13 protein-coding genes are annotated in these 18353 nt (G+C 68.1%); 5 read left to right on the top strand and 8 right to left on the bottom strand.

What is annotated here, in order from left to right:
* Nucleotides 1–73: 73 nt before the first annotated feature.
* From R5H29_RS02415 to msrB, 4 genes are all read right to left on the bottom strand, one after another.
* Nucleotides 74–1522: a PLP-dependent aminotransferase family protein gene (locus tag R5H29_RS02415; protein ID WP_171953376.1), complete on the bottom strand. Its 1449-nt coding sequence runs from the start codon at nt 1520–1522 to the stop codon at nt 74–76.
* 242 nt (nt 1523–1764) lie between these two features.
* Nucleotides 1765–2502 carry a peptide-methionine (S)-S-oxide reductase MsrA gene (gene msrA / locus R5H29_RS02410; RefSeq protein WP_164144244.1) on the bottom strand — a complete coding sequence of 246 codons (738 nt, stop codon included), beginning with the start codon at nt 2500–2502 and terminating at the stop codon, nt 1765–1767.
* Between the two features lie 14 nt (nt 2503–2516).
* Nucleotides 2517–4286: a cytochrome c biogenesis protein DipZ gene (locus R5H29_RS02405; protein ID WP_332328680.1), complete on the bottom strand. Its 1770-nt coding sequence runs from the start codon at nt 4284–4286 to the stop codon at nt 2517–2519.
* A 2-nt stretch (nt 4287–4288) separates the two neighbouring features.
* On the bottom strand, nt 4289–4861 hold the full coding sequence (gene msrB, locus R5H29_RS02400) for a peptide-methionine (R)-S-oxide reductase MsrB (protein ID WP_005415145.1): 573 nt from the start codon (nt 4859–4861) through the stop codon (nt 4289–4291).
* A gap of 145 nt (nt 4862–5006) precedes the next feature.
* Between msrB and R5H29_RS02395 the strand changes: the two genes are divergently transcribed.
* Together R5H29_RS02395 and R5H29_RS02390 are read left to right on the top strand one after the other, a co-directional pair.
* Nucleotides 5007–5726, top strand: a complete 720-nt coding sequence (locus R5H29_RS02395; protein WP_005407947.1) for a response regulator transcription factor — start codon at nt 5007–5009, stop codon at nt 5724–5726.
* Nucleotides 5723–7192, top strand: a complete 1470-nt coding sequence (locus R5H29_RS02390) for a HAMP domain-containing sensor histidine kinase (RefSeq protein ID WP_180877027.1) — start codon at nt 5723–5725, stop codon at nt 7190–7192. The genes R5H29_RS02395 and R5H29_RS02390 overlap by 4 nt, the downstream gene beginning before the upstream one ends.
* Here R5H29_RS02390 and R5H29_RS02385 read toward each other — a convergent pair.
* Complete coding sequence (locus R5H29_RS02385; protein WP_111102060.1) at nt 7189–8535, bottom strand: ATP-binding protein; 1347 nt, start codon at nt 8533–8535, stop codon at nt 7189–7191. The genes R5H29_RS02390 and R5H29_RS02385 overlap by 4 nt on opposite strands.
* Nucleotides 8532–9221 carry a winged helix-turn-helix domain-containing protein gene (locus R5H29_RS02380; RefSeq protein ID WP_010484092.1) on the bottom strand — a complete coding sequence of 230 codons (690 nt, stop codon included), beginning with the start codon at nt 9219–9221 and terminating at the stop codon, nt 8532–8534. The genes R5H29_RS02385 and R5H29_RS02380 overlap by 4 nt, the downstream gene beginning before the upstream one ends.
* 347 nt (nt 9222–9568) lie before the next feature.
* On the opposite strand from R5H29_RS02380, the gene asnB reads away from it, so the two are divergent.
* Complete coding sequence (gene asnB / locus R5H29_RS02375) at nt 9569–11470, top strand: asparagine synthase (glutamine-hydrolyzing) (RefSeq protein WP_188250025.1); 1902 nt, start codon at nt 9569–9571, stop codon at nt 11468–11470.
* A gap of 432 nt (nt 11471–11902) precedes the next feature.
* On the opposite strand, the gene R5H29_RS02370 is transcribed toward asnB, so the two are convergent.
* Nucleotides 11903–12250, bottom strand: a complete 348-nt coding sequence (locus R5H29_RS02370; RefSeq protein WP_019660945.1) for a phasin family protein — start codon at nt 12248–12250, stop codon at nt 11903–11905.
* A gap of 118 nt (nt 12251–12368) precedes the next feature.
* Entirely contained in the window at nt 12369–12731 is a 363-nt protein-coding gene (gene queD, locus R5H29_RS02365; protein WP_005407953.1) for a 6-carboxytetrahydropterin synthase QueD, read from the bottom strand.
* 192 nt (nt 12732–12923) lie between these two features.
* Here queD and R5H29_RS02360 point away from each other — a divergent pair, with 192 nt between their 5' ends.
* Nucleotides 12924–15563: a TonB-dependent receptor gene (locus R5H29_RS02360; protein WP_332328679.1), complete on the top strand. Its 2640-nt coding sequence runs from the start codon at nt 12924–12926 to the stop codon at nt 15561–15563.
* A gap of 73 nt (nt 15564–15636) precedes the next feature.
* A complete protein-coding gene (locus tag R5H29_RS02355) occupies nt 15637–18231 on the top strand; it encodes a M14 family zinc carboxypeptidase (RefSeq protein WP_164283735.1) in 2595 nt (864 codons plus the stop codon).
* Nucleotides 18232–18353: the final 122 nt, after the last annotated feature.

The following is an 18353-nucleotide window of genomic DNA, read 5'->3' as shown; positions in this document are numbered from 1 at the left end:
GGGGGGGGGGGCGGGGCGGGCCCCCACACCCCTCACCACCCGCGCCCGGGGGGGCCCCGGCCCCCCCCCCCCACTACCGTGCTGCAGCCGCCAGCTCCCGCGCAATCGCACCCAGCCGCTCCACCGCACCGATGAAGCGCGCATCCAGGCTCTGGCAGCACGACAGCCGCAGGCAGTGGCGGTAGCGTGCGCCGCGCGAGTACACCTGGCCCGGCATGAACACGATGTCCTCCAGCAGCGCTCGCTCGAACAGCTCGCGCGTGTCCACGCCCGGCAGTTCCAGCCACAGCAGGAAGCCGCCCTGCGGTTCGGTGGCGCGGGTGCCGGCCGGGAAGTGTTCGGCCACCAGCTGGCGCAGCCGCCCGACCTGTTCGCGGTACAGGCGGCGCATGCGGTGCAGATGGTGCTCGTAGCTGCCTGCTTCCAGATACGCGGCCACCGCATCGCCGAGCAGCTGCGGCTCGCCGCCGGTGGACTGGAACTTCAGCAGTGCGATGCGCTCTGCGAAGCGGCCGCCATCCAGCCAGCCGATGCGGTAATCCGGCGCCAGTGTCTTTGAGAAGCCACCGACCACCATCACCCAGCCATCGCGATCGAAGGCTTTCAGCAAGGGTGCCGGTGGTTCGCAGAACTGCAGCTCGGCGTACACCGCATCCTCGATCAGCGGCAGCTGCCGTGCGTTGACCAGCTCGGCCAGGCGTTGTTTGGCGGCGGTCGGCATGGTGCAGCCGAGCGGGTTGTGCACGGTCGGCATCACCACCAGTGCGGCCAGCGGCCTGTGCTCCAGCAGCGCATCCAGTGCATCCACGTCCAGTCCGTGCTGCGGGTGGGTGGGCAACTCGATGGCCTGCAGGCCGAGGTTGGCCAGCAACGGATACAGGTTGAAGTAGGACGGCGCCTCGATGCCCACCGCGTCACCGGGCTGGGTGACCGCGCGCAACGCCAGCTGCAGGGCTTCCATCGCACCATGGGTCAGCAGGAGTCGCTCGGCGTGGGTGTGCAGTCCCATGCGCGGACTGCGGCGCACGATCTGTGCCAGCAGCCGGGGGGAGCCGTTGGGTCTCGCATAGGTCTCCACCGTCTGCTGGCCGTGGCGCAGCACCTGCGCGGTATGCCGGGCCAGCTGCGCGCCGGGATAGAACTGGCGACCACGTGGGCCGGCGAAGGCCAGATCGACCACACCCGGGCGGCGCTGTGCTTCCAGTACCCGGGCCATCAGGACCTGCTGCAGCGGCGCGGTGGGCGCGGATGGGGTGTCGCGCAGCGAACGCTCCGGCACCGACAGCCGCGGCGCGACTTCGAAGCCCGCCTTCGGCCGCGGAATCACCAGTCCGGCGTCCTCCAGCTGGCGATAGGCGGCAATCACCGTGTTCAGGCTGAGCCTGCGCTGCAGGGCCATCTGTCGCAGCGAGGGCAGGCGGCTGCCTACTGGAAGCCGGCCGCCGTGGATGGCCTCGGCCAGTTCGTCGGACAGCCGTTGGTAGCGGGGTGGGATCATCGCGCTCTGGTCATCTGTATCCATCAAATTTCCCGCCATCTGGTGCTGTACCCATGATGAGGGCGAGCCTAGCATGTCGTTGTCGGCCGGGCCTGATCGGGGCACGGCCGATACTTCCCAAACGCACGGCTGGATGGCCGTGCGTCTTTTTTTGTGTGTAGAGCCGAGCCCATGCTCGGCTGCACTTCCGCCAACAGCAGCCGAGCGTGGGCTCGGCTCTACAGAGAGCACCGCCGAGCGTCGGTCAGCCCAAGGGGGAATGCCGGCTACCGCATCGGCGCCAGCGCCGCCTCGCGCCGGTACAGCGCCGGGAACTGCTTGCCCAGCGCCGCAAGCTTCGGTGCGTCGTAGTAGCGGATGTAGGCCGCCTGCGGGTAGTTGGTCATGTAGTTCTGGTGGTAGCTTTCGGCCGGGTAGAAGCGCTGGCCGCTGACCAGCTGGGTGACGATCGGCGCGCGGAAGCTGCCGGCCTGGCCGAGCTGGGCGATGTAGGCGCGGCTGGCTGCCTGCTGGCGGGCGTCATCGGTGAAGATTGCCGATCGATACTGGCTGCCGTGGTCCGGCCCCTGGCGGTTGAGCTGGGTCGGGTCGTGCACCACCGAGAAGAACACCTGCATCAACTGCCCGTAGCTGACCTGGCGCGGGTCGTAGTCGATCTTCACTGCTTCGGCGTGGCCGGTCTGGCCGCTGCTGACCCGCTCGTAACGCGCGTCGGCGGCGCTGCCGCCGATGTAGCCGGACACCGCATTACTCACGCCCTTGACGTGCTGGAACACGCCCTGCACGCCCCAGAAGCAACCGCCGGCGAACACCACGCTGGCGTGGGTCGCGTCATCGCGGAACGCCGCATCGCCCGTGGGTGCCGGTACTGCCTGGGTCTGCGCGCTGGCTTCGACCGGCGCCGCAGCCGCGCCGTGGTCGACCAGCAGCACACCGGCGATCAATGCGGTGGCCACCAGTCCGGCGACACCGGCGGCGATGCCCTGTTCAAAGGAGAGTTTCATCATGTCCTCCCGTTTCAACCAAAAGTGAAGGCATAGGCCTGCACGCCCGCATCGAGGAATTCGATCTCGAAGCGGTGCGGACCGACCGTGCCGCGCTGGCGCACCAGCTGGTACAGGCGGTGCTCGTCGACCACGCCACTGCCATCGGCATCGACATCGCTGCCGGCATCGGCGGCGGGCAGCGGCTTGCCGTCCAGCCAGACGCGAAAGCGCACCGGCGTGCCGTCGCGGGTCGGTGCCAGCACCAGGTGCAGGTCGCGCGCATGGAACTGGAAGGCAATGCGGCCACCGGCCCGCTGCAGCTCTGCGGCCTCGTCGGTAATGGTCCAGTGGCCGGACAGTCCCCACTGGTTCAACGCCAGGGTGGTCGGCAGCGTGTAGTCGAACGCGCTGTCGCTGCGCTGTCCGCCGGGTGAGGCGAACTGCTCGGCACGGGCGTGGCCGAGGTAGGTTTCCGGCGAGCGCAGGTTGCCCATGTCGGCCTGCACGGCCACGCCCTTCAGGTCGGCGGCAGCGGGATCGGCCGGTGGCGGCAGGTTCGTCTGCCCGGCTTCGGCCAGCAGGCGACGGATCACCTGTTCCGAGCGCGCGTAGTTGCCTTCGCCGAACTGGTGGCCGCGGATGTTGCCCTGCGCATCGACGAAGTACTGCGCCGGCCAGTAGCGGTTGTTGAACGCGCGCCAGATCGTGTACTGGTTGTCGAGCGCCACCGGGTACTCGACCTTCAGCTGCTGCACCGCCTTCATCACGTTGCGTGGGTTACGCTCGAAGGCGAACTCCGGCGTGTGTATGCCGATCACCACCAGGCCGTGGTCACGGTAGCGGCGTTCCCATTCGTGCACGAACGGCATCGCGCGCAGGCAGTTGATGCAGGAGTACGTCCAGAAATCGACCAGTACCACCTTGCCGCGCAGCTGCTGGGCCGTCAGCGGTGGGCTGTTGAGCCAGCCGGTGGCGCCGTCCAGCGCGGGCAGGGTGCCTTCCACCGGCAGCGGTGCATCGGCTGCGGCGTTGGCACCGGCCATCATCATCATCGGCGGTGCCGCCGGCTGCGCGCCGGGTACCGCATCCAGCAGGCCCTGCTCGATGCGTGCGGTGCTGACCGTCGAAAGACGGGTGAGCAGGCCGGTATCCCAGCCCAGACCAATCGCCACCACCGCCAGCAGCGCGGCCACTCCCAGCACCTTGCGCAGTGCGTCGCCGAGACCAAGCCGCGCCTGCAGTGCGCGGAACACGCGGCCGCCCACCCACACCGCCAGTGCCAGCGCGGTGATCGCGCCCAGCGCATACGCCAGCAGCAGCGTGCTGGTGCCGACGCTGGCGCCATGCAGGGCGGCACCGGTCAGCACCAGGCCGAGGATCGGCCCCGCGCAGGGCGCCCACAGCAGGCCGGTGGCGATGCCGATCAGCAGCGAGGTCCACGCGCCGCCACGCCCAGCGGCATCCGCGGCATCGGCGCGCGCGCTCAGACGGGCACCCACGCGCTGGAACGGCGCCAGCAGATGGTCGGCCAGTCGTGGCCACAGCAGGGCGACCGCGAACAGTGCCATCAGCAGCAGGGCGATCCAGCGCCCGACCTGGTTGGCCTGTGCCACCCATTGGCTGCCCACCGCGGCCAGGCTGGCAACCACGGTGAAGGTGAGCGCCATGCCCAGCAGCAATGGCAGCGTGCTGCGCAGGAAGGGACGGTCGGCACGCGCGAACACGAACGGCAGCACCGGCAGGATGCAGGGACTGAGCAGGGTCAGCGCGCCCCCCAGATAGGCAAGCAGCAACAGCAGCATCGTCAGGCTCCGGAAACAGGGGAAGAACCGACCGGCACCCGCCAGCCGTCGGCAGTGCCATCCGTGGCGCCGGGAACGAACACCATCGCTGCACCGTTCATGCAGTAGCGCAGCCCGGTCGGGCGTGGGCCATCGTTGAACACATGGCCGAGGTGGCCGCCACAGCGACGGCAGTGCACCTCCACCCGCAGCATCCCGAAGGTGACGTCGCGGTCTTCGCCGATGGCGTTGTGCAGCGGCGCCCAGAAGCTGGGCCAGCCGGTGCCGCTCTCGAACTTGGTGGAGGAGGAAAACAGCGGCAGCGCACAGCCGGCACACGCGAAGGTGCCCTGGCGGTGTTCCTTGTTGAGCGGGCTGCTCCACGGCCGTTCGGTGGCCTGCTGGCGCAGCACCGCGTACTGCGCCGGGGTCAACCGCTGGCGCCAGTCGGCATCGCTGTGCATGACCTCGAACTGTCGCGACGGGCGCGCTTCGGCGGCGGCCGGGGCGGCGCGGCTGCAGGCCCCCAGGCCGAGCAGGCCGGCAGCGGTGGCAACACCACCCAGGCCCAGCAGATGGCGGCGGGACAAGGACATGGCGGACTCCGGGAAGGGGATGACGAGGCCATGCTGCGCCCGCCCGGGTCAACGAATCCTCACGCAGGATTCAATTTTTCGTGAGGTATCGGCGGCCGTCCCGCGCCACAATGCAACCCGCCTCCCCACTGGCCCCGAGCTGCCGATGTCGACCAAACGCGTGCTGATCGTTGAAGACGATGCCCACATCGCCGACCTGCTGCGCATGCACCTGGGCGATGAGGGCTACGACGTGGCCCATGCCGCCAGCGGCGATGCCGGCCTGCGCCTGCTGGAGCAGGAAGGCCCGTGGGATGCATTGGTGCTGGACGTGATGCTGCCCGGCGTGGATGGCCTGCAGGTCTGCCAGCGCGCACGCGCGATGGCGCGCTATGTGCCGATCATCATCATCAGTGCGCGCGGCAGCGAAACCCAGCGCATCGTCGGCCTGGAACTGGGCGCGGACGATTACCTGGCAAAACCCTTCTCGATGCCGGAACTGGTGGCACGCGTGCGCGCATTGCTGCGCCGCGCCGAGGCGATGGCGCAGAGCGCACGCATCGATGCCGGCGCGATCGAACTGGGCGGCTTGCAGCTGGATCCGGTCGCGCGCACCGCCTCGGTGGATGGCAACGCGCTGGAGCTGACCCCGCGCGAGTTCGACCTGCTGCTGTTCTTCGCCCGTCATCCGGACCAGGTGTTCGCGCGCATGGAACTGCTCAACCAGGTCTGGGGCTACCAGCACGATGGCTACGAACACACGGTCAACACCCATATCAATCGCCTGCGCAGCAAGATCGAGCCGGACCCGGCCAACCCACGGCGGTTGCTGACGGTGTGGGGCCGCGGCTACAAGCTGGTCGATCCGGCCGGGGCGGCGGCATGATCAAGCCGAACCTGTGGCAGAAGCTGGCGGTGGTGACCGCTGCGCTGATGCTGGCGTGCTGCATGGCGCTGCTTGCACTGCAGATGCGGGCCAACACCCGCCACGAGCAGGAGGTGGTACAGCGGCTGTCGCTGGGCCTGGCCGAGCACATTGCCCAGCGCAGCGAGCTGATGGATACCAGCGGCATGCGCGATGCCGCCGTGCGCGCGCTGTTCGGCCAGCTGATGGCGGTCAACCCCAGCGTCGAGGTCTACCTGCTGGACGACCAGGGCCGCATCCTTGGCCACGATGCGCCGAGTGGGCACCTGGTGCGCACCCGGGTGGACGTGGCGCCGCTGCGCCGTCTGCTGGCGGGAGCACCGTTGCCGATCCTCGGTGATGATCCGCGCAGCGCCGATGGCCGCAAGGTGTTCAGTGCCGCACCGTTGATCGTGCAGGGCCGCCAGGCCGGCTATGTGTACGTGGTGCTGGTGGGCGAGCACCGGCAGATGCTGGCCGACGACCTCGCCGCCGGCAGCCAGTGGAACACCACGCTGTGGTCGGTGGCACTCGTTGGTGGCCTCGGTCTGCTGGCCGGGCTGGTGGCCTTCTACTGGGTGACACGCCCGCTGCGGCGGCTGACCCGGCGCATCCAGGCCTTCGACATCGATGCACCCACGCCACTGCCGCCGGCGGAGCCGCTGCGCCCGGGTGAGCGCGATGAACTGGTGATCCTCGAACATGCGCATGCGCAGATGGCGCAACGGTTGGGCGAGCAGTGGCAGCAGCTGCGCCAGCAGGATCTGCAGCGCCGCGAGCTGGTCGCCAACATCTCGCATGACCTGCGTACGCCGTTGTCGTCGCTGCATGGCTACCTGGAAACACTGGCGTTGAAGGACGCCACGCTGTCGCCGGACGAGCGGCGCCGTTATCTCGGCATCGCGCTGGCACAGAGTGCCAAGGTCGGCCGGCTGGCACGCGCGCTGTTCGAGCTGGCGCGGCTGGAACATGGCGAAGTGCGCCTGGAGTGGGAAGTGTTCGCGCTGCCGGAACTGCTGCAGGATGTGCTGCAGAAATTCGAGCTGGCGGCGCAGGCGCGCAACCAGCACCTGCACGCCGAGTTCCCGCCCGGCCTGCCGCTGGTGCGTGCTGATCTGGGCCTGGTCGAGCGGGTGCTGACCAACCTGCTCGACAACGCGCTGCGGCATGCACCCGAGGGTGGGCAGATCGAGGTGCGCCTGCGCGCAACCGATGACAGCGTGGAGGTGAGCGTGGCCGATGATGGCCCCGGGGTGGCGCCAGCGCTGCGCACCCACCTGTTCCAGGCACCGGCCGCGCTCGGCGCTCGGCGTGGCGACAACGGCGGGCTGGGCCTGCTGATCGTGCAGCGCATCGTGCAGCTGCATGGGCGCAGGATCGAACTGCGTGACAGCGCGAGCGGCGCGTTGTTCGTGTTTGCCCTGCCACGCGCCGAACCGGCGGCCTAGCAGGCCGGTTCGCCCGTCACCGCACCGCCGCTTTCCAGCGGCAGTTTCAGGCGGATGCACGCACCTCCCAGTTCGGAGTCGGTCACTTCAACGTGGCCGCCGTGCTTGTCGGCCACCACCTGCACCAGCGCCAGGCCGAGGCCGAAGCCCGGGCTGCCCGGGTCCAGCCGCACGTAGGGTTGCAGTACCTGGCCGCGCAGTTCGGGTGCGATGCCGGGGCCGTCGTCCTCCACCTGCAGGCACAGCCAGCCGTCATTGACGGTGCTGGCAATACGGATCTGCCGGCGCGCGTAACGCAGTGCATTGCCGAGCAGGTTGCGCAGTGCCAGCTCCAGCATGTGCCGGTTGACGTTGACCAGGCCCACCGGCGACAGCGCCTGCTGCACCGGCACCGGCAGCGGCGCGAACTGGGCGACCACGCCGCGCACCAGCGCCGCCAGCTGCAGGCGCTGGCGGGTCAGCTGATGGCAGCGACCCAGTGCGGCGTACTCGACGCCGGCGTCGGTCAGGTGCTGCAGCCGATCCACATCGGTGCGCAGGCCGCCCAGCGCATCGCGCTGCACGTCGTCGAGTGCGCTGTCTTCCAGCTCGGCCAGGCCGAAACGCATCCGTGCCAACGGCGTGCGGACTTCGTGCGCCACCGCCTGCGCGAGCACCCGCTGGCTTTCCAGCAGTTGCTGCAGCTGCTCGGCCATGTGGTTGAAGGCATTGGCCAGCGGCCGCACCAGTGCGGTGCCGGCGCGCGGCGCACGCGTGTCCAGCTGGCCGTCGCGCATCCGCCGCGCCGCCTGGGCCAGCTGCGAGACGTCGCGCCACAGCCGGTAGACCATCACGTACATCGGCAGTGCCACCGCCACCATCAGGATCAGCAGCAGGATCGCCACGCCGGAGACTTCGCTGTCCTGCCAGCTTTCGTCAGGCAGCGCTTCGTCCAGCGGCCCCAGCATCAGCGCGTAGCCGCTGTCACCGATGCGCTGCAGGCTGCGCATGTGCTCCAGGTCGATCTGCACCCGGCCGTTGTTGAATGGCGGTCGCTGGCTGGACTGCAGCGCCTTCACCGCCTCGGCCAAAGGAACCAGGCGTAGGGCATAGGCGAAATCAGCGTCGAGTTCGCGGGCCAGCGCCGGCCACTGTTCACGCGGGGTTTCGGCGAAGCGATGCTGCAGCAGCGCGTGCGTGCCGCGCATCTCGGCCTGCAGGCCGGCTTCGGTGCGGTCTTCCAGCAGGGCATCCCAGGCCCAGAGGCCCAGCACGATCAGCAACAGATGGGCGAGCAGGAAGCCGATGCCGTAGCGCAGGAAGTGGAAGGCGTGGCCGCGCATCGCCGACGGCGTGCGCGTCATCCCCATGCCGAGCGGCTGAACAGGTAGCCGCGGCCGCGAACGGTCTTGATCCGTTCTGGCTGCTCCGGGTTGTCGCCCAGCTTGCGGCGCAGGCGCGAGATGCGGGCATCGATCGAGCGGTCCAGGCCGTCGAAGGCGATCCCGCGCAGGCCGCGCAGCAGCGCATCGCGGTCCAGGATCTGGCCGGCGTTGCTGGCCAGCAGGAACAGCAGGTCGAACTCGGCCGTGGTGAGCTCCAGCAGGCCGCCCTGCAGGTGTACGTTGCGGGTGGAAGGGTCGATGTTCAGCTCGCCGAAGCGCAGGCTGCCGTCACGTGGCTCGACCCGGCGATGGCGGCGCAGGTGGGCACGCAGCCGGGCCAGCAGCACCCTCGGTTCGATCGGTTTGCCGATGTAATCGTCGGCCCCCAGTTCCAGGCCCAGCACCTGGTCGATGTTGTCGGTGCGGGCGGTCAGCACGCAGATGATGCCGTCATAGTGAGGCCGGATCTGCCGACACACTTCGAAACCATCCTGGTCGGGCAGGCCGACATCGAGCAGGACCAGCGCCGGCTTTTCCGCCAGGATCCGGGCCACTGCCCGCTCGCCGCTGCGTTCATGGGCGACCTGGTAGCCATGCCGCTGCAGGTAGTCACTGACCATCGTTCCCAGGCGGGCATCGTCTTCGACCAGTACGATATCCAGCATTTCCAAGGCCTCCGTGGACGCAAACGTACCGCCACGGCACGAGCGCGGCGATGCTATCCCAGCCTGCGGGCCGCCCGGGTCCAGCGGGTGGGCGCCATTCAGCCGGGGTTGCTGGCGCTGGGGCCGCACTCCAGGCCTGGCAACAGCTTGGCGTTGAGCATAGCCTGAGGTTGTTACAAAGCGTTACCTTCTTGATACGTCTGGTGACCATCGCTGACAGCAACGCGACTGACGCGGGGCCGTCAGGGCGCAGAGCATGGAGTCTCCTCCGCTCCGCGTGCCGTTCCCATGTCGCCCGCCCTCTACCTGCTGAACCCGTCCCGCCGCTGCCGCTGCAGAGGTGCCCGATGAGTGGCGTGGTCGGGGCCTGGCTGCCACCTGCCGAGGACGAACACCTGCTGCAGCGCCTGGCACCGATGCTGCGCGCCCTGCAGCAGCGCGGCCGGGGCCGCATTGGCTACTGGACCGACGCCGGGGCCGGCCTGGCACTGGGCCACTGCCGGGCGCCCACCGATACGCCGTTACAGCCGCTGAGCTCGGACTGCGGTCGCTACGTGCTGTGCCTGGACGGCCGCCTGTACAACCGCAGTGACCTGCAGGCGCAGCTGCGCGACCTGCCACGCAGTTGCAGCGATGCGCGGCTGCTGCTGCAGGCGATCGTCGAATGGGGCGTGGAGCGGGCGCTGTCGCGCATCGAGGGCGCGTTCGGTTTCAGTGTGTGGGACCGGGAGGCGCGCGAACTGTGGCTGGCCCGCGACCGGGTCGGCGAGCGGCCGCTGTACTACGGTTGGTACCAGGGCCAGTTCCTGTTTGCCTCGGAGTTGAAGGCGCTCCAGGCCTTCGCCGGATTTGCCCCTGGCATCGACCAGGATGCGCTGAGCCTGCTGTTGCGCCATGACTATGTGCCGGCACCACACACCATCTACCGCGGTATCCACAAGCTGGTGGCAGGGGCGATGCTGCGCATCGATCTGAATGACCATGCGGCTGGCGGTTCCAGCCAGGCCACACAGGGCGGCTCACGCTACTGGTGTGCACGCGATGCGATGCAGAGCGCGCTGCAGGAACCACTGCAGCCGGCACCCAGCCTGGAGCAGGCCACCGACCAGCTGGAAGCGGTACTGCAGAAGGCCATTGCCGCACGCATGCACTCGCCGCTGGCCTGCGGCGCGTTCCTGTCCGGAGGCACCGATTCCTCATTGGTAACCGCAATGATGCAGGCGCAGTCGACTCTGCCGATCGAAGCCTGGACGGTCGGTTTCGACGATCCCGGCCATGATGAGAGCGACTGGGCCTCGCAGGTCGCGCGTCACCTGGGCGTGCAGCATCACCTGCACCGCATGGACGCGCGCCAGGGCCTGGACCTGCTGCAGCGCCTGCCGCAGGTCTGGTGCGAGCCGTTCGCCGATGCCTCGCAGCTGCCGACCCTGCTCGCCAGCGAACTGCTGGGCGCTCGCAAGCCGGTCGCACTGACCGGTGATGGCGGCGATGAACTGTTCTTCGGTCACCCCAGCTACGGCCGCGCGCTGCGCAATGCACGCCTGTGCGGCGGCCTGCCGGACTGGGTGCGTGACCTGGCACGGCGCAGCGGCAACCGGATGAACGTGGAGCGAGGCCGCCTCGGCGGCTGGCGTGCGCTGGTGGCGGAAGTCGCCGCCAACGACGTGGAAGGCCACTACCTGCAGCGCGTGACGCGCTGGCGGCAGCCGGCGCAGGTGGTGCTGGGTGCACGCGAGCCGATGACGATCTTCCAGCAGCAGGACACCGCGCTGCCGGCCGAGGCGCGCATCCAGCTGCTGGATTTCCGCATGGACCTGGCCGAGGGCATCCTTGCCAAGGTTGATCGCGCGGGCATGGCGGCGGGCGTTGAAACCCGTGCGCCATTGCTGGACATGGAGGTGGTGCGCCTGGCCTGGCGCCTGCCGCAGCACCTGAAGTACCACGATGGCGAACACAAACTCATTCTGAAGAATCTGTTGGCACGCTACCTGCCCGAGCCGCTGGTGTACCGTCCCAAGCGTGGCTTTGGCCCGCCCATGGCGCGCTGGCTGGCCGGTCCGTTGCGCGATTGGGCGGAGGCGCTGCTGGACCCGCAGCTGCTTCGCAACCAGGGCTGCTTCGATGCGGCACGCGTGCGCGGCATCTGGGAAGCGTTCCTGCGCGGCGAGCGCAAGTGGCACACGCACCTGTGGAACGTGCTGATGTTCCAGGCGTGGCACCAGCATTGGCATGGTGGTCGCGGGCGCTGAGGTTCCTTCGCGGGTTGTCCTGCGCGGCGCAGGGCGGAGGCCCTTGCGTACGAATGTCCTCCGGCGCCGGCCGTTGGCCGTCACCTCCCCCTTTACTTCGTACGCAAGGGCATCCGCCCTGCGTTCGGAGTTCGTCGGCGCCTCGTTGAAAGGCGCCACGAGCGCTGCGCTTTACCTGCCGTAAGCCGAGTCTCGTCGGGGCGGGCGGGGGGCTGGGCAAAGTAAAGGAGGAGGTGGCGGCCAACGGCCGGCGCCGGGACATTTGCCCAGGCCCCTGCCTGTCCCGGCGGGGCCCCTCAGTTCGCAGAGACATCGGACGAAGACGCACTCCGGAATCCGGACGCCAGGCAAAAAAAGACCCGGCAGAGGGAGGGATCTGCCGGGTCCGGATTGCATGGGGGGAGGGACCCACGCAATGAGCGTTGCGTCGCGTCAGTGGTTGCTCGCGTCCGCCGTTGATTCGTTGTAACCCTGCACCAGTTCGGACCACGCCTTGCTGGCCACCAGGCCGAGACCGACCACGTCCTGCTGGGCCTGGCCCAGCCGCTGCAGGTTGTCCTGCCACAGCTGTGCGCCCTTGTTGAGCATCCCGGCCGCGTCGTCGCTGCGGGCCAGTTCGCCCAGCCAGCCGCCGGTCGCGGTCAGGTTGCGCTCCATCACCTTCAACTGCACGCCGAACATGCTTTCCGCGTTCTCCAACGCCAATCGGTTTGCGCGCGTTGCGGCGGCGGCGAACTGGCGGGTGGCATCACTGAAGCGATCGCTGAAGGCGGCGGCCATGGGGGGCATCAGGGAGTGGCTTGATGCATTGCAGCATACGCCGTTGATGCGGCAATGCAACAAAAATAACAAAGGCGCTCAGGGCGCCTTTGAAAATCCTTTCAGATCAATGGGTTGATCAGGCCGTCGGGCCGCGGTAGCGACAGCCGGAGGTGCAGGTTTCGTGCACGGTGATCTCGCTCAGCGCCGGCAGGCTGGGCTTGAGTTCGTTCCAGATCCACACCGCCAGGTTCTCGCTGGTCGGGTTCTCCAGGCCGGGGATGTCGTTGAGGTAGTGATGGTCCAGGCGGTCATAGATCGGCTGGAAAGCCGCCTTCACGTCGCCGAAGTCCATGATCCAGCCGGTCTGCGCACCCGGCTCGCCCTCGACCTTCAGTTCCACCCGGAACGAGTGGCCGTGCAGGCGCGCGCACTTGTGCCCCGGCGGCACGTTGGGGAGGCGGTGCGCCGCCTCGAGCATGAAGACTTTGAAGATTTCCATGGCGCGATTGTACGCCGCAGGTGGCCGGCCATCCTGAGCGGATGTTGGCCTTTCGTGAAGTAACTCTTTCCATCCGGATGAAGAGATGATAGTTTCTCTTATATCCGTATGAAGAGATGTTATTGGCCGGCCCCCGGCCAGGCATGGACTACTGCGGAACTACGTCGCCCTTTCCGCCTCCCCCACATCGTCATGCCCAAGCACACCCTGCTCGTGGCGGCCCTGGCCGTCGCTCTGGCCGCGCCTTTGTCCGCCGCCGCCGAAACCTCCGCCGACGCCAGTGGCGAAGCCAGCACCCTGGCCGCCGTGCGCGTCACCGGTTCCAACATCAAGCGCACCGATACCGAGGCCTCCAACCCGGTGCAGGTGATCGGCCGCCAGCAGTTGGAACAGACCGGCAAGGCCACCGTCGCCGACGTGCTGCGCTCGATCTCGGCCAACACCGGCAACGCTGCCAACGAAACCACCAACAATGGCTGGGCGTCCGGCTCGGCCGGCATCGGCCTGCGCGGCCTGTCGCAGAAGAACACGCTGGTGCTGCTCAACGGCCGCCGCCTGGCCAACTACGGCTTCCCGGCCGGTGGCCTGTCCGACACCTTCGTCGATCTCAACGCGCTGCCGCTGGTGGCCGTCGAGCGCATCGAAGTGCTCAAGGACGGCGCCTCGGCGGTGTACGGCTCCGATGCCGTGGCCGGCGTGGTCAACATCATCACCCGGCAGAACTTCGAAGGCGCCGAGATCGGCGGCAGCTTCGGCGGTGCCGACCAGGGCGGCCTGCACGAGCAGAACCTGAAGTTCGTCGGCGGCCTGGGTGATCTCGACACCGATGGCTACAACATCCTCTTCAGTCTGCAGGGGTACAACCGTGAGCGCCTGGACCAGGACGAACGCAACCTGACCAGGAGCGGCATCTACACCGACAAGCCGGGTGGCCGCTGGAACGGCTGGTCGGCCAAGGGCGCGCGCTACCTCATCAACGGCGTGTCGGTGCCGATGCTCGACGCCAACGGCAACTGCCCGGCCGGCACCACCCGCGTTGCCAGCGCGTCGATTGATGGCCTGTCCGGTGACACCTGCGGCTTCAACCAGGCGCCGTTCACCACGCTGATCCCCTCGACCAAGCGTTACCAGGCCTATGCCAACGGCACCTTCCGCCTGAACGACAACGTCGAGGCCTTCGGCGAAGTGCTGTACAGCCAGATCAAGAGCGCCGCGTGGTTCGGCAGCAGCCCGTTCTTCACCCTGGAAAGCGGCCGCTTCGCACTGAACGCCAACAGCGGCCTGGCCGAGCCGGTGTCGTCGCTGCTGCCGGCCAACAATCCGTACAACCCGTACGGCCGTGCGATCCCGATCGAGTACACGTTCTTCGACCTTGGTGGCACCATCAAGACCAACCGATCCACGGCCTATCGCGGCGTGTTCGGCCTGCGCGGCACCACTGCGAACTGGGACTGGGAAGTGGCCGCATTCGGCGCACGCAGCAGCGAGCGCGAGAGCGTGTCCGGCGGCTTCGCCAACCGCTGGGCGCTGGCCGACGCGCTGGCCACCGGCAGCTACAACCTGCTGAATCCGGCGGCCACGCCGCAGTCGGTACGTGATTCGATCAACATCGCCACGCTGCGCCCGGCCGAGTCGAAGCTGCAGGGCGTCGACGCCAAGATTTCCGGCAGCCTGGGCCGCACCTGGGCCGGCGAGATCGGCTTCGCCGCCGGTGCCGAGTGGCGCCGCGAAAAGCTCGATTCCAACAACCCGTGGCAGATCGATGCCGGCCTGCAGGTGCGCCCGGCGATCGCCGAAGTGCACGGCCAGCGCCAGGTCAGTGCCGCCTACGCCGAAGTGAACGTGCCGCTGGCCTCGACGCTGGAGCTGTCCGCCGCCGCGCGCGCCGACCACTACGACGATTTCGGCGATGCGTTCTCGCCGAAGATCGGCCTGCGCTGGCAGCCCCTGGATGTCCTGCTGGTGCGTGCGTCCGCTTCCAAGGGCTTCCGCGCACCGTCGCTGTCGGAAAACTCCAACAGCACCAGCATCGCCTACGGCAGCGTGGTTGATCCGCGTGATCCGGACGTGCCGGGCTCGCGCCAGAACCCGACCTTCTTCACCGTCGGTAACAACGCACTGAAGCCGGAGCGAACCAAGAGCGTGAACTTCGGCGTGGTGCTGTCACCGTGGGCCAACACCAACCTGAGCGTGGACTATTACCGCATCCAGCTGGACAACCTGGTCGGCACCAACAATACCCAGACCCTGGTCAACGACAACGTGGCTGGCGCGGTGCAGCGCGATGAGCGCGGCAAGCTGCAGGCGGTCTACAACCGCTACCAGAACCTGAGCGAGCTGAAGACCTCGGGTATCGACGTCGAACTGCGCCAGCGCATCCCGACCGCGGCGCTGGGTGACTTCACCGTGTCCTCGGCCTATACCCACGTGCGCGACTACCGTCGCCCGACCGTGGTCGGTGGCCCGCTGGTGGACTACGCCGGCAGCAACCTAGGCGCGACCCTGCCCAAGGACAAGGCCACCACCACGCTGGACTGGAAGTACGGCGATTTCAACGCAGCCGTGACCTGGTACTACACCAGCGGCTACCGCCAGGAAGCGAGCGCCGCGGCCAAGGCCGTGCAGCAGCGCGTCGGCAGCTACAGCCAGTACGACCTGTACCTGGCCTATACCGGCATCGACAAGCTGACCGTGTACGCCAAGGTGCAGAACCTCGCCGACAAGACGCCGCCGTACGACGCCTCGTTCCCGGGCATCCGCGCGCCGTACGACTTCAGCCAATACGACCTGCGCGGCCGCTACTTCACGCTGGGCTTCGATTACCGCTTCTGATCCATCCGCTGCGGCCGGTTTCTTCAGGGAGCCGGCCGCGCGACCGTCTGCCGTTGTGTCCTGGGGAGTCACCGTGTCCTTGCATCGTCGTGCCGTTCTTCCGTTGCTGATCGCCGCCGCCACCGCACTGTCCTGCCCGCAGCCAGCGCAGGCACAGAGTGCGTACTTCTTCCCGCAGGCCGTCGACGCGGCCGCGTTCGATACGTCCATTCCCACACCCGAGCAGTTCCTCGGCTACCCGATCGGCAGCCGTTACACCCGGCACGACCAGCTGGTGGCGTACTTCCAGGAACTGGCGAAACGCTCGGACAAGATCAGCGTGCGCGAGATCGGCCGCAGTTACGAGGGCCGCCCGTTGCTGATCGCCACGGTAACCGCTGCCGGCAACCACGCGCGGTTGGAACAGATCCGCCAGCAGCACGCGACCCTGGTCGATCCGGCGCAGCCGCGCAGTGCGGCGGGCGACAGCCCGGTGGTGGTGTGGCTGGGTTACAGCGTGCATGGCAACGAGACCTCCAGCGCCGAGGCGGCGATGCTGACCGCCTACTACCTGGTGGCCAACCGCAGTGCCGAGACCCAGCAATGGCTGCAGCAGGCGGTGGTGCTGTTCGACCCGGCGCAGAATCCGGACGGTCGCGATCGCGCCGCCAACTGGCACAACGCGTGGGCCTCCGATCCGGCCTCGGCCGACCCGGCTGACAAGGAGCACGTCGAGCCGTTCCCGCAGGGCCGCACCAACCACTACTTCACCGATCTCAACCGCGACTGGCTGGCCCTGACCCAGCAGGACTCGCGGCCGAAGGTGGAGGTGTTCCACCAGTGGTACCCGAACGTGCAGATCGACTTCCACGAAATGGGCAAGGACAGCACGTACTACTTCGAGCCTTCGCCGAAGAGCATGCACAGCCCGTTGATTCCGGCGCCGTCGTACGAGTTCAACAAGACCCTGGCCAAGTACCACGCGCAGGCGCTGGATGCCTTGGGTTCGCTGTACTACACCGGCGAGAATTTCGACAACTTCTCGCCGGTGTACGGCTCGACCTATCCGGACTTCCACGGCGCGGTCGGCGTCACCGTCGAGCAGGCCAGTTCACGTGGCCGCGTGCAGGAATCGGTGAATGGCCTGCTGACCTTCCCGTTCACCATCCGCAACCAGGTCGCCACCGGGCTGGGCACGGTGCGTGGTGCAGTGGCCGAGCGCAGTGGCCTGTTCGACCTGCAGAAGCAGTTCTTCCAGAGCGCGTTGAAGCAGGCCGCACAGCAGCCGGTGAAGAGCTTCGTGTTCGGCGACGCGCACGATCCGGCACTGACCCGTCGCCTGCTGGAACTGTTGCTGCTGCATCGCATCGAGGTACGTGCGCTGGAGCGTGCAGTCACCGTCGATGGGCAGCGCTTCGATGCCGGCAGCGCCTACGTGGTGCAGGTGCAGCAGGCGCAGTTCCGCCTGGTGCATTCGATCTTTGCCGAGACACCGCCGATCAAGGGGGATGTGTTCTACGGCAGCACCAGCTATGCGATCGCACCGGCCTACGGCGTGGCTTTCGCCGGCAGCCGTAGCCGTATCGAGGGCGGCGCACGGGTGACTGCGTTGCCGGCGCAGCAGGGCGCGGTGCTGGGTGGTCAGGCCGGATTCGCCTACGCGATCGACTGGCGCGACTACAACGCCGGGCGCGCGCTGGCCGCGCTGCAGGGCAAGGGCGTGAGTGCACGTGCGGCATTCCAGCCGTTCACCACGGCGACCGCGCAGGGCGACGTCAGCTTCGCCGCCGGCAGCCTGGTGATTCCGGTTGCCGGGCAAACGCTGCAGGGTGCGGCGCTGCTTGAGACAGTGACATCGGCCGCGCGCGAGGCAGGTGTGCAGGTGCACGCGCTGTCCAGTGGCCGCAGCCGCGAAGGCATCGATCTGGGCAGTGACGGCGTCAAGGCGCTGCGCAAACCCGCGGTTGCGCTGGTGATGGGTGAGGGCGTGGCCGCCACCGAGATCGGCTCGGCCTGGTTCCTGCTCGACCAGCAGTTGCATTTGCCTGCCAGCAAGCTGGACCCGCAGCAGCTGGGCAAAGTGTCCCTGGACCGCTACACCACGATCGTGCTGTCCGGGGGGAGCTACACCGGCGTCGATACCACGGCGGTGGCTGCGCTGAAGCGCTGGGTGCAGGCGGGTGGCTCGCTGGTTACCTACGGCAGTGCCTCGAAGTGGGCGATCGAGCAGAAGTTGGCCGACGGCGAGAAGCTCGGCAAGGAAGAAGAGACTGCCGACGAGAGCCGCCGTGCATTCGGTGACCAGCGCGACATCGCCGCGATCGAGCGGGTCAGCGGCAACATCCTGAGCGCCGATGTGGACACCAGTCATCCGCTGGCGTTTGGCGTGCCGCGCCGGCAACTGGCGATCAACAAGGAGAGCACGGTGACGCTGCAGCCGAGCACGAATCCGTTCTCGACGGTGGTACGCATCGACACACCGCCGCGGGTGAATGGCTATCTTTCCGAGCGCAACCGTGCGCGGGTGGCGGGCAGCGCGTGGGTGCTGGTGTCGGCGCAGGGGCAGGGCAACGTGGTGCTGTTTGCCGATGACCCGGCGCACCGCAAGTACTGGCACGGCACGGACCGGTTGTTGATCAACGCGATCTTCTTCGGGAATCTGGTGAATCCGAGTAAGGCGCGGGGTTGAGGCGTTTGGCGCCGAGTCGTTGTTGTGCTTGGGAGGCAGGGGGGCTGAGCCCCGACCCCCCGGGCACCCCACCCTCGGGGGGCGCAGGGCGCCAACTGGGCCCCCCCGGGCCGGGGGGGGGG

It is taken from the genome of Stenotrophomonas sp. A3_2 (assembly GCF_036624925.1).
Lineage (GTDB): Bacteria > Pseudomonadota > Gammaproteobacteria > Xanthomonadales > Xanthomonadaceae > Stenotrophomonas > Stenotrophomonas hibiscicola.
Note: the sequence above shows the minus strand (reverse complement) of the source record. Positions and strands in the feature narration are given on the sequence as shown.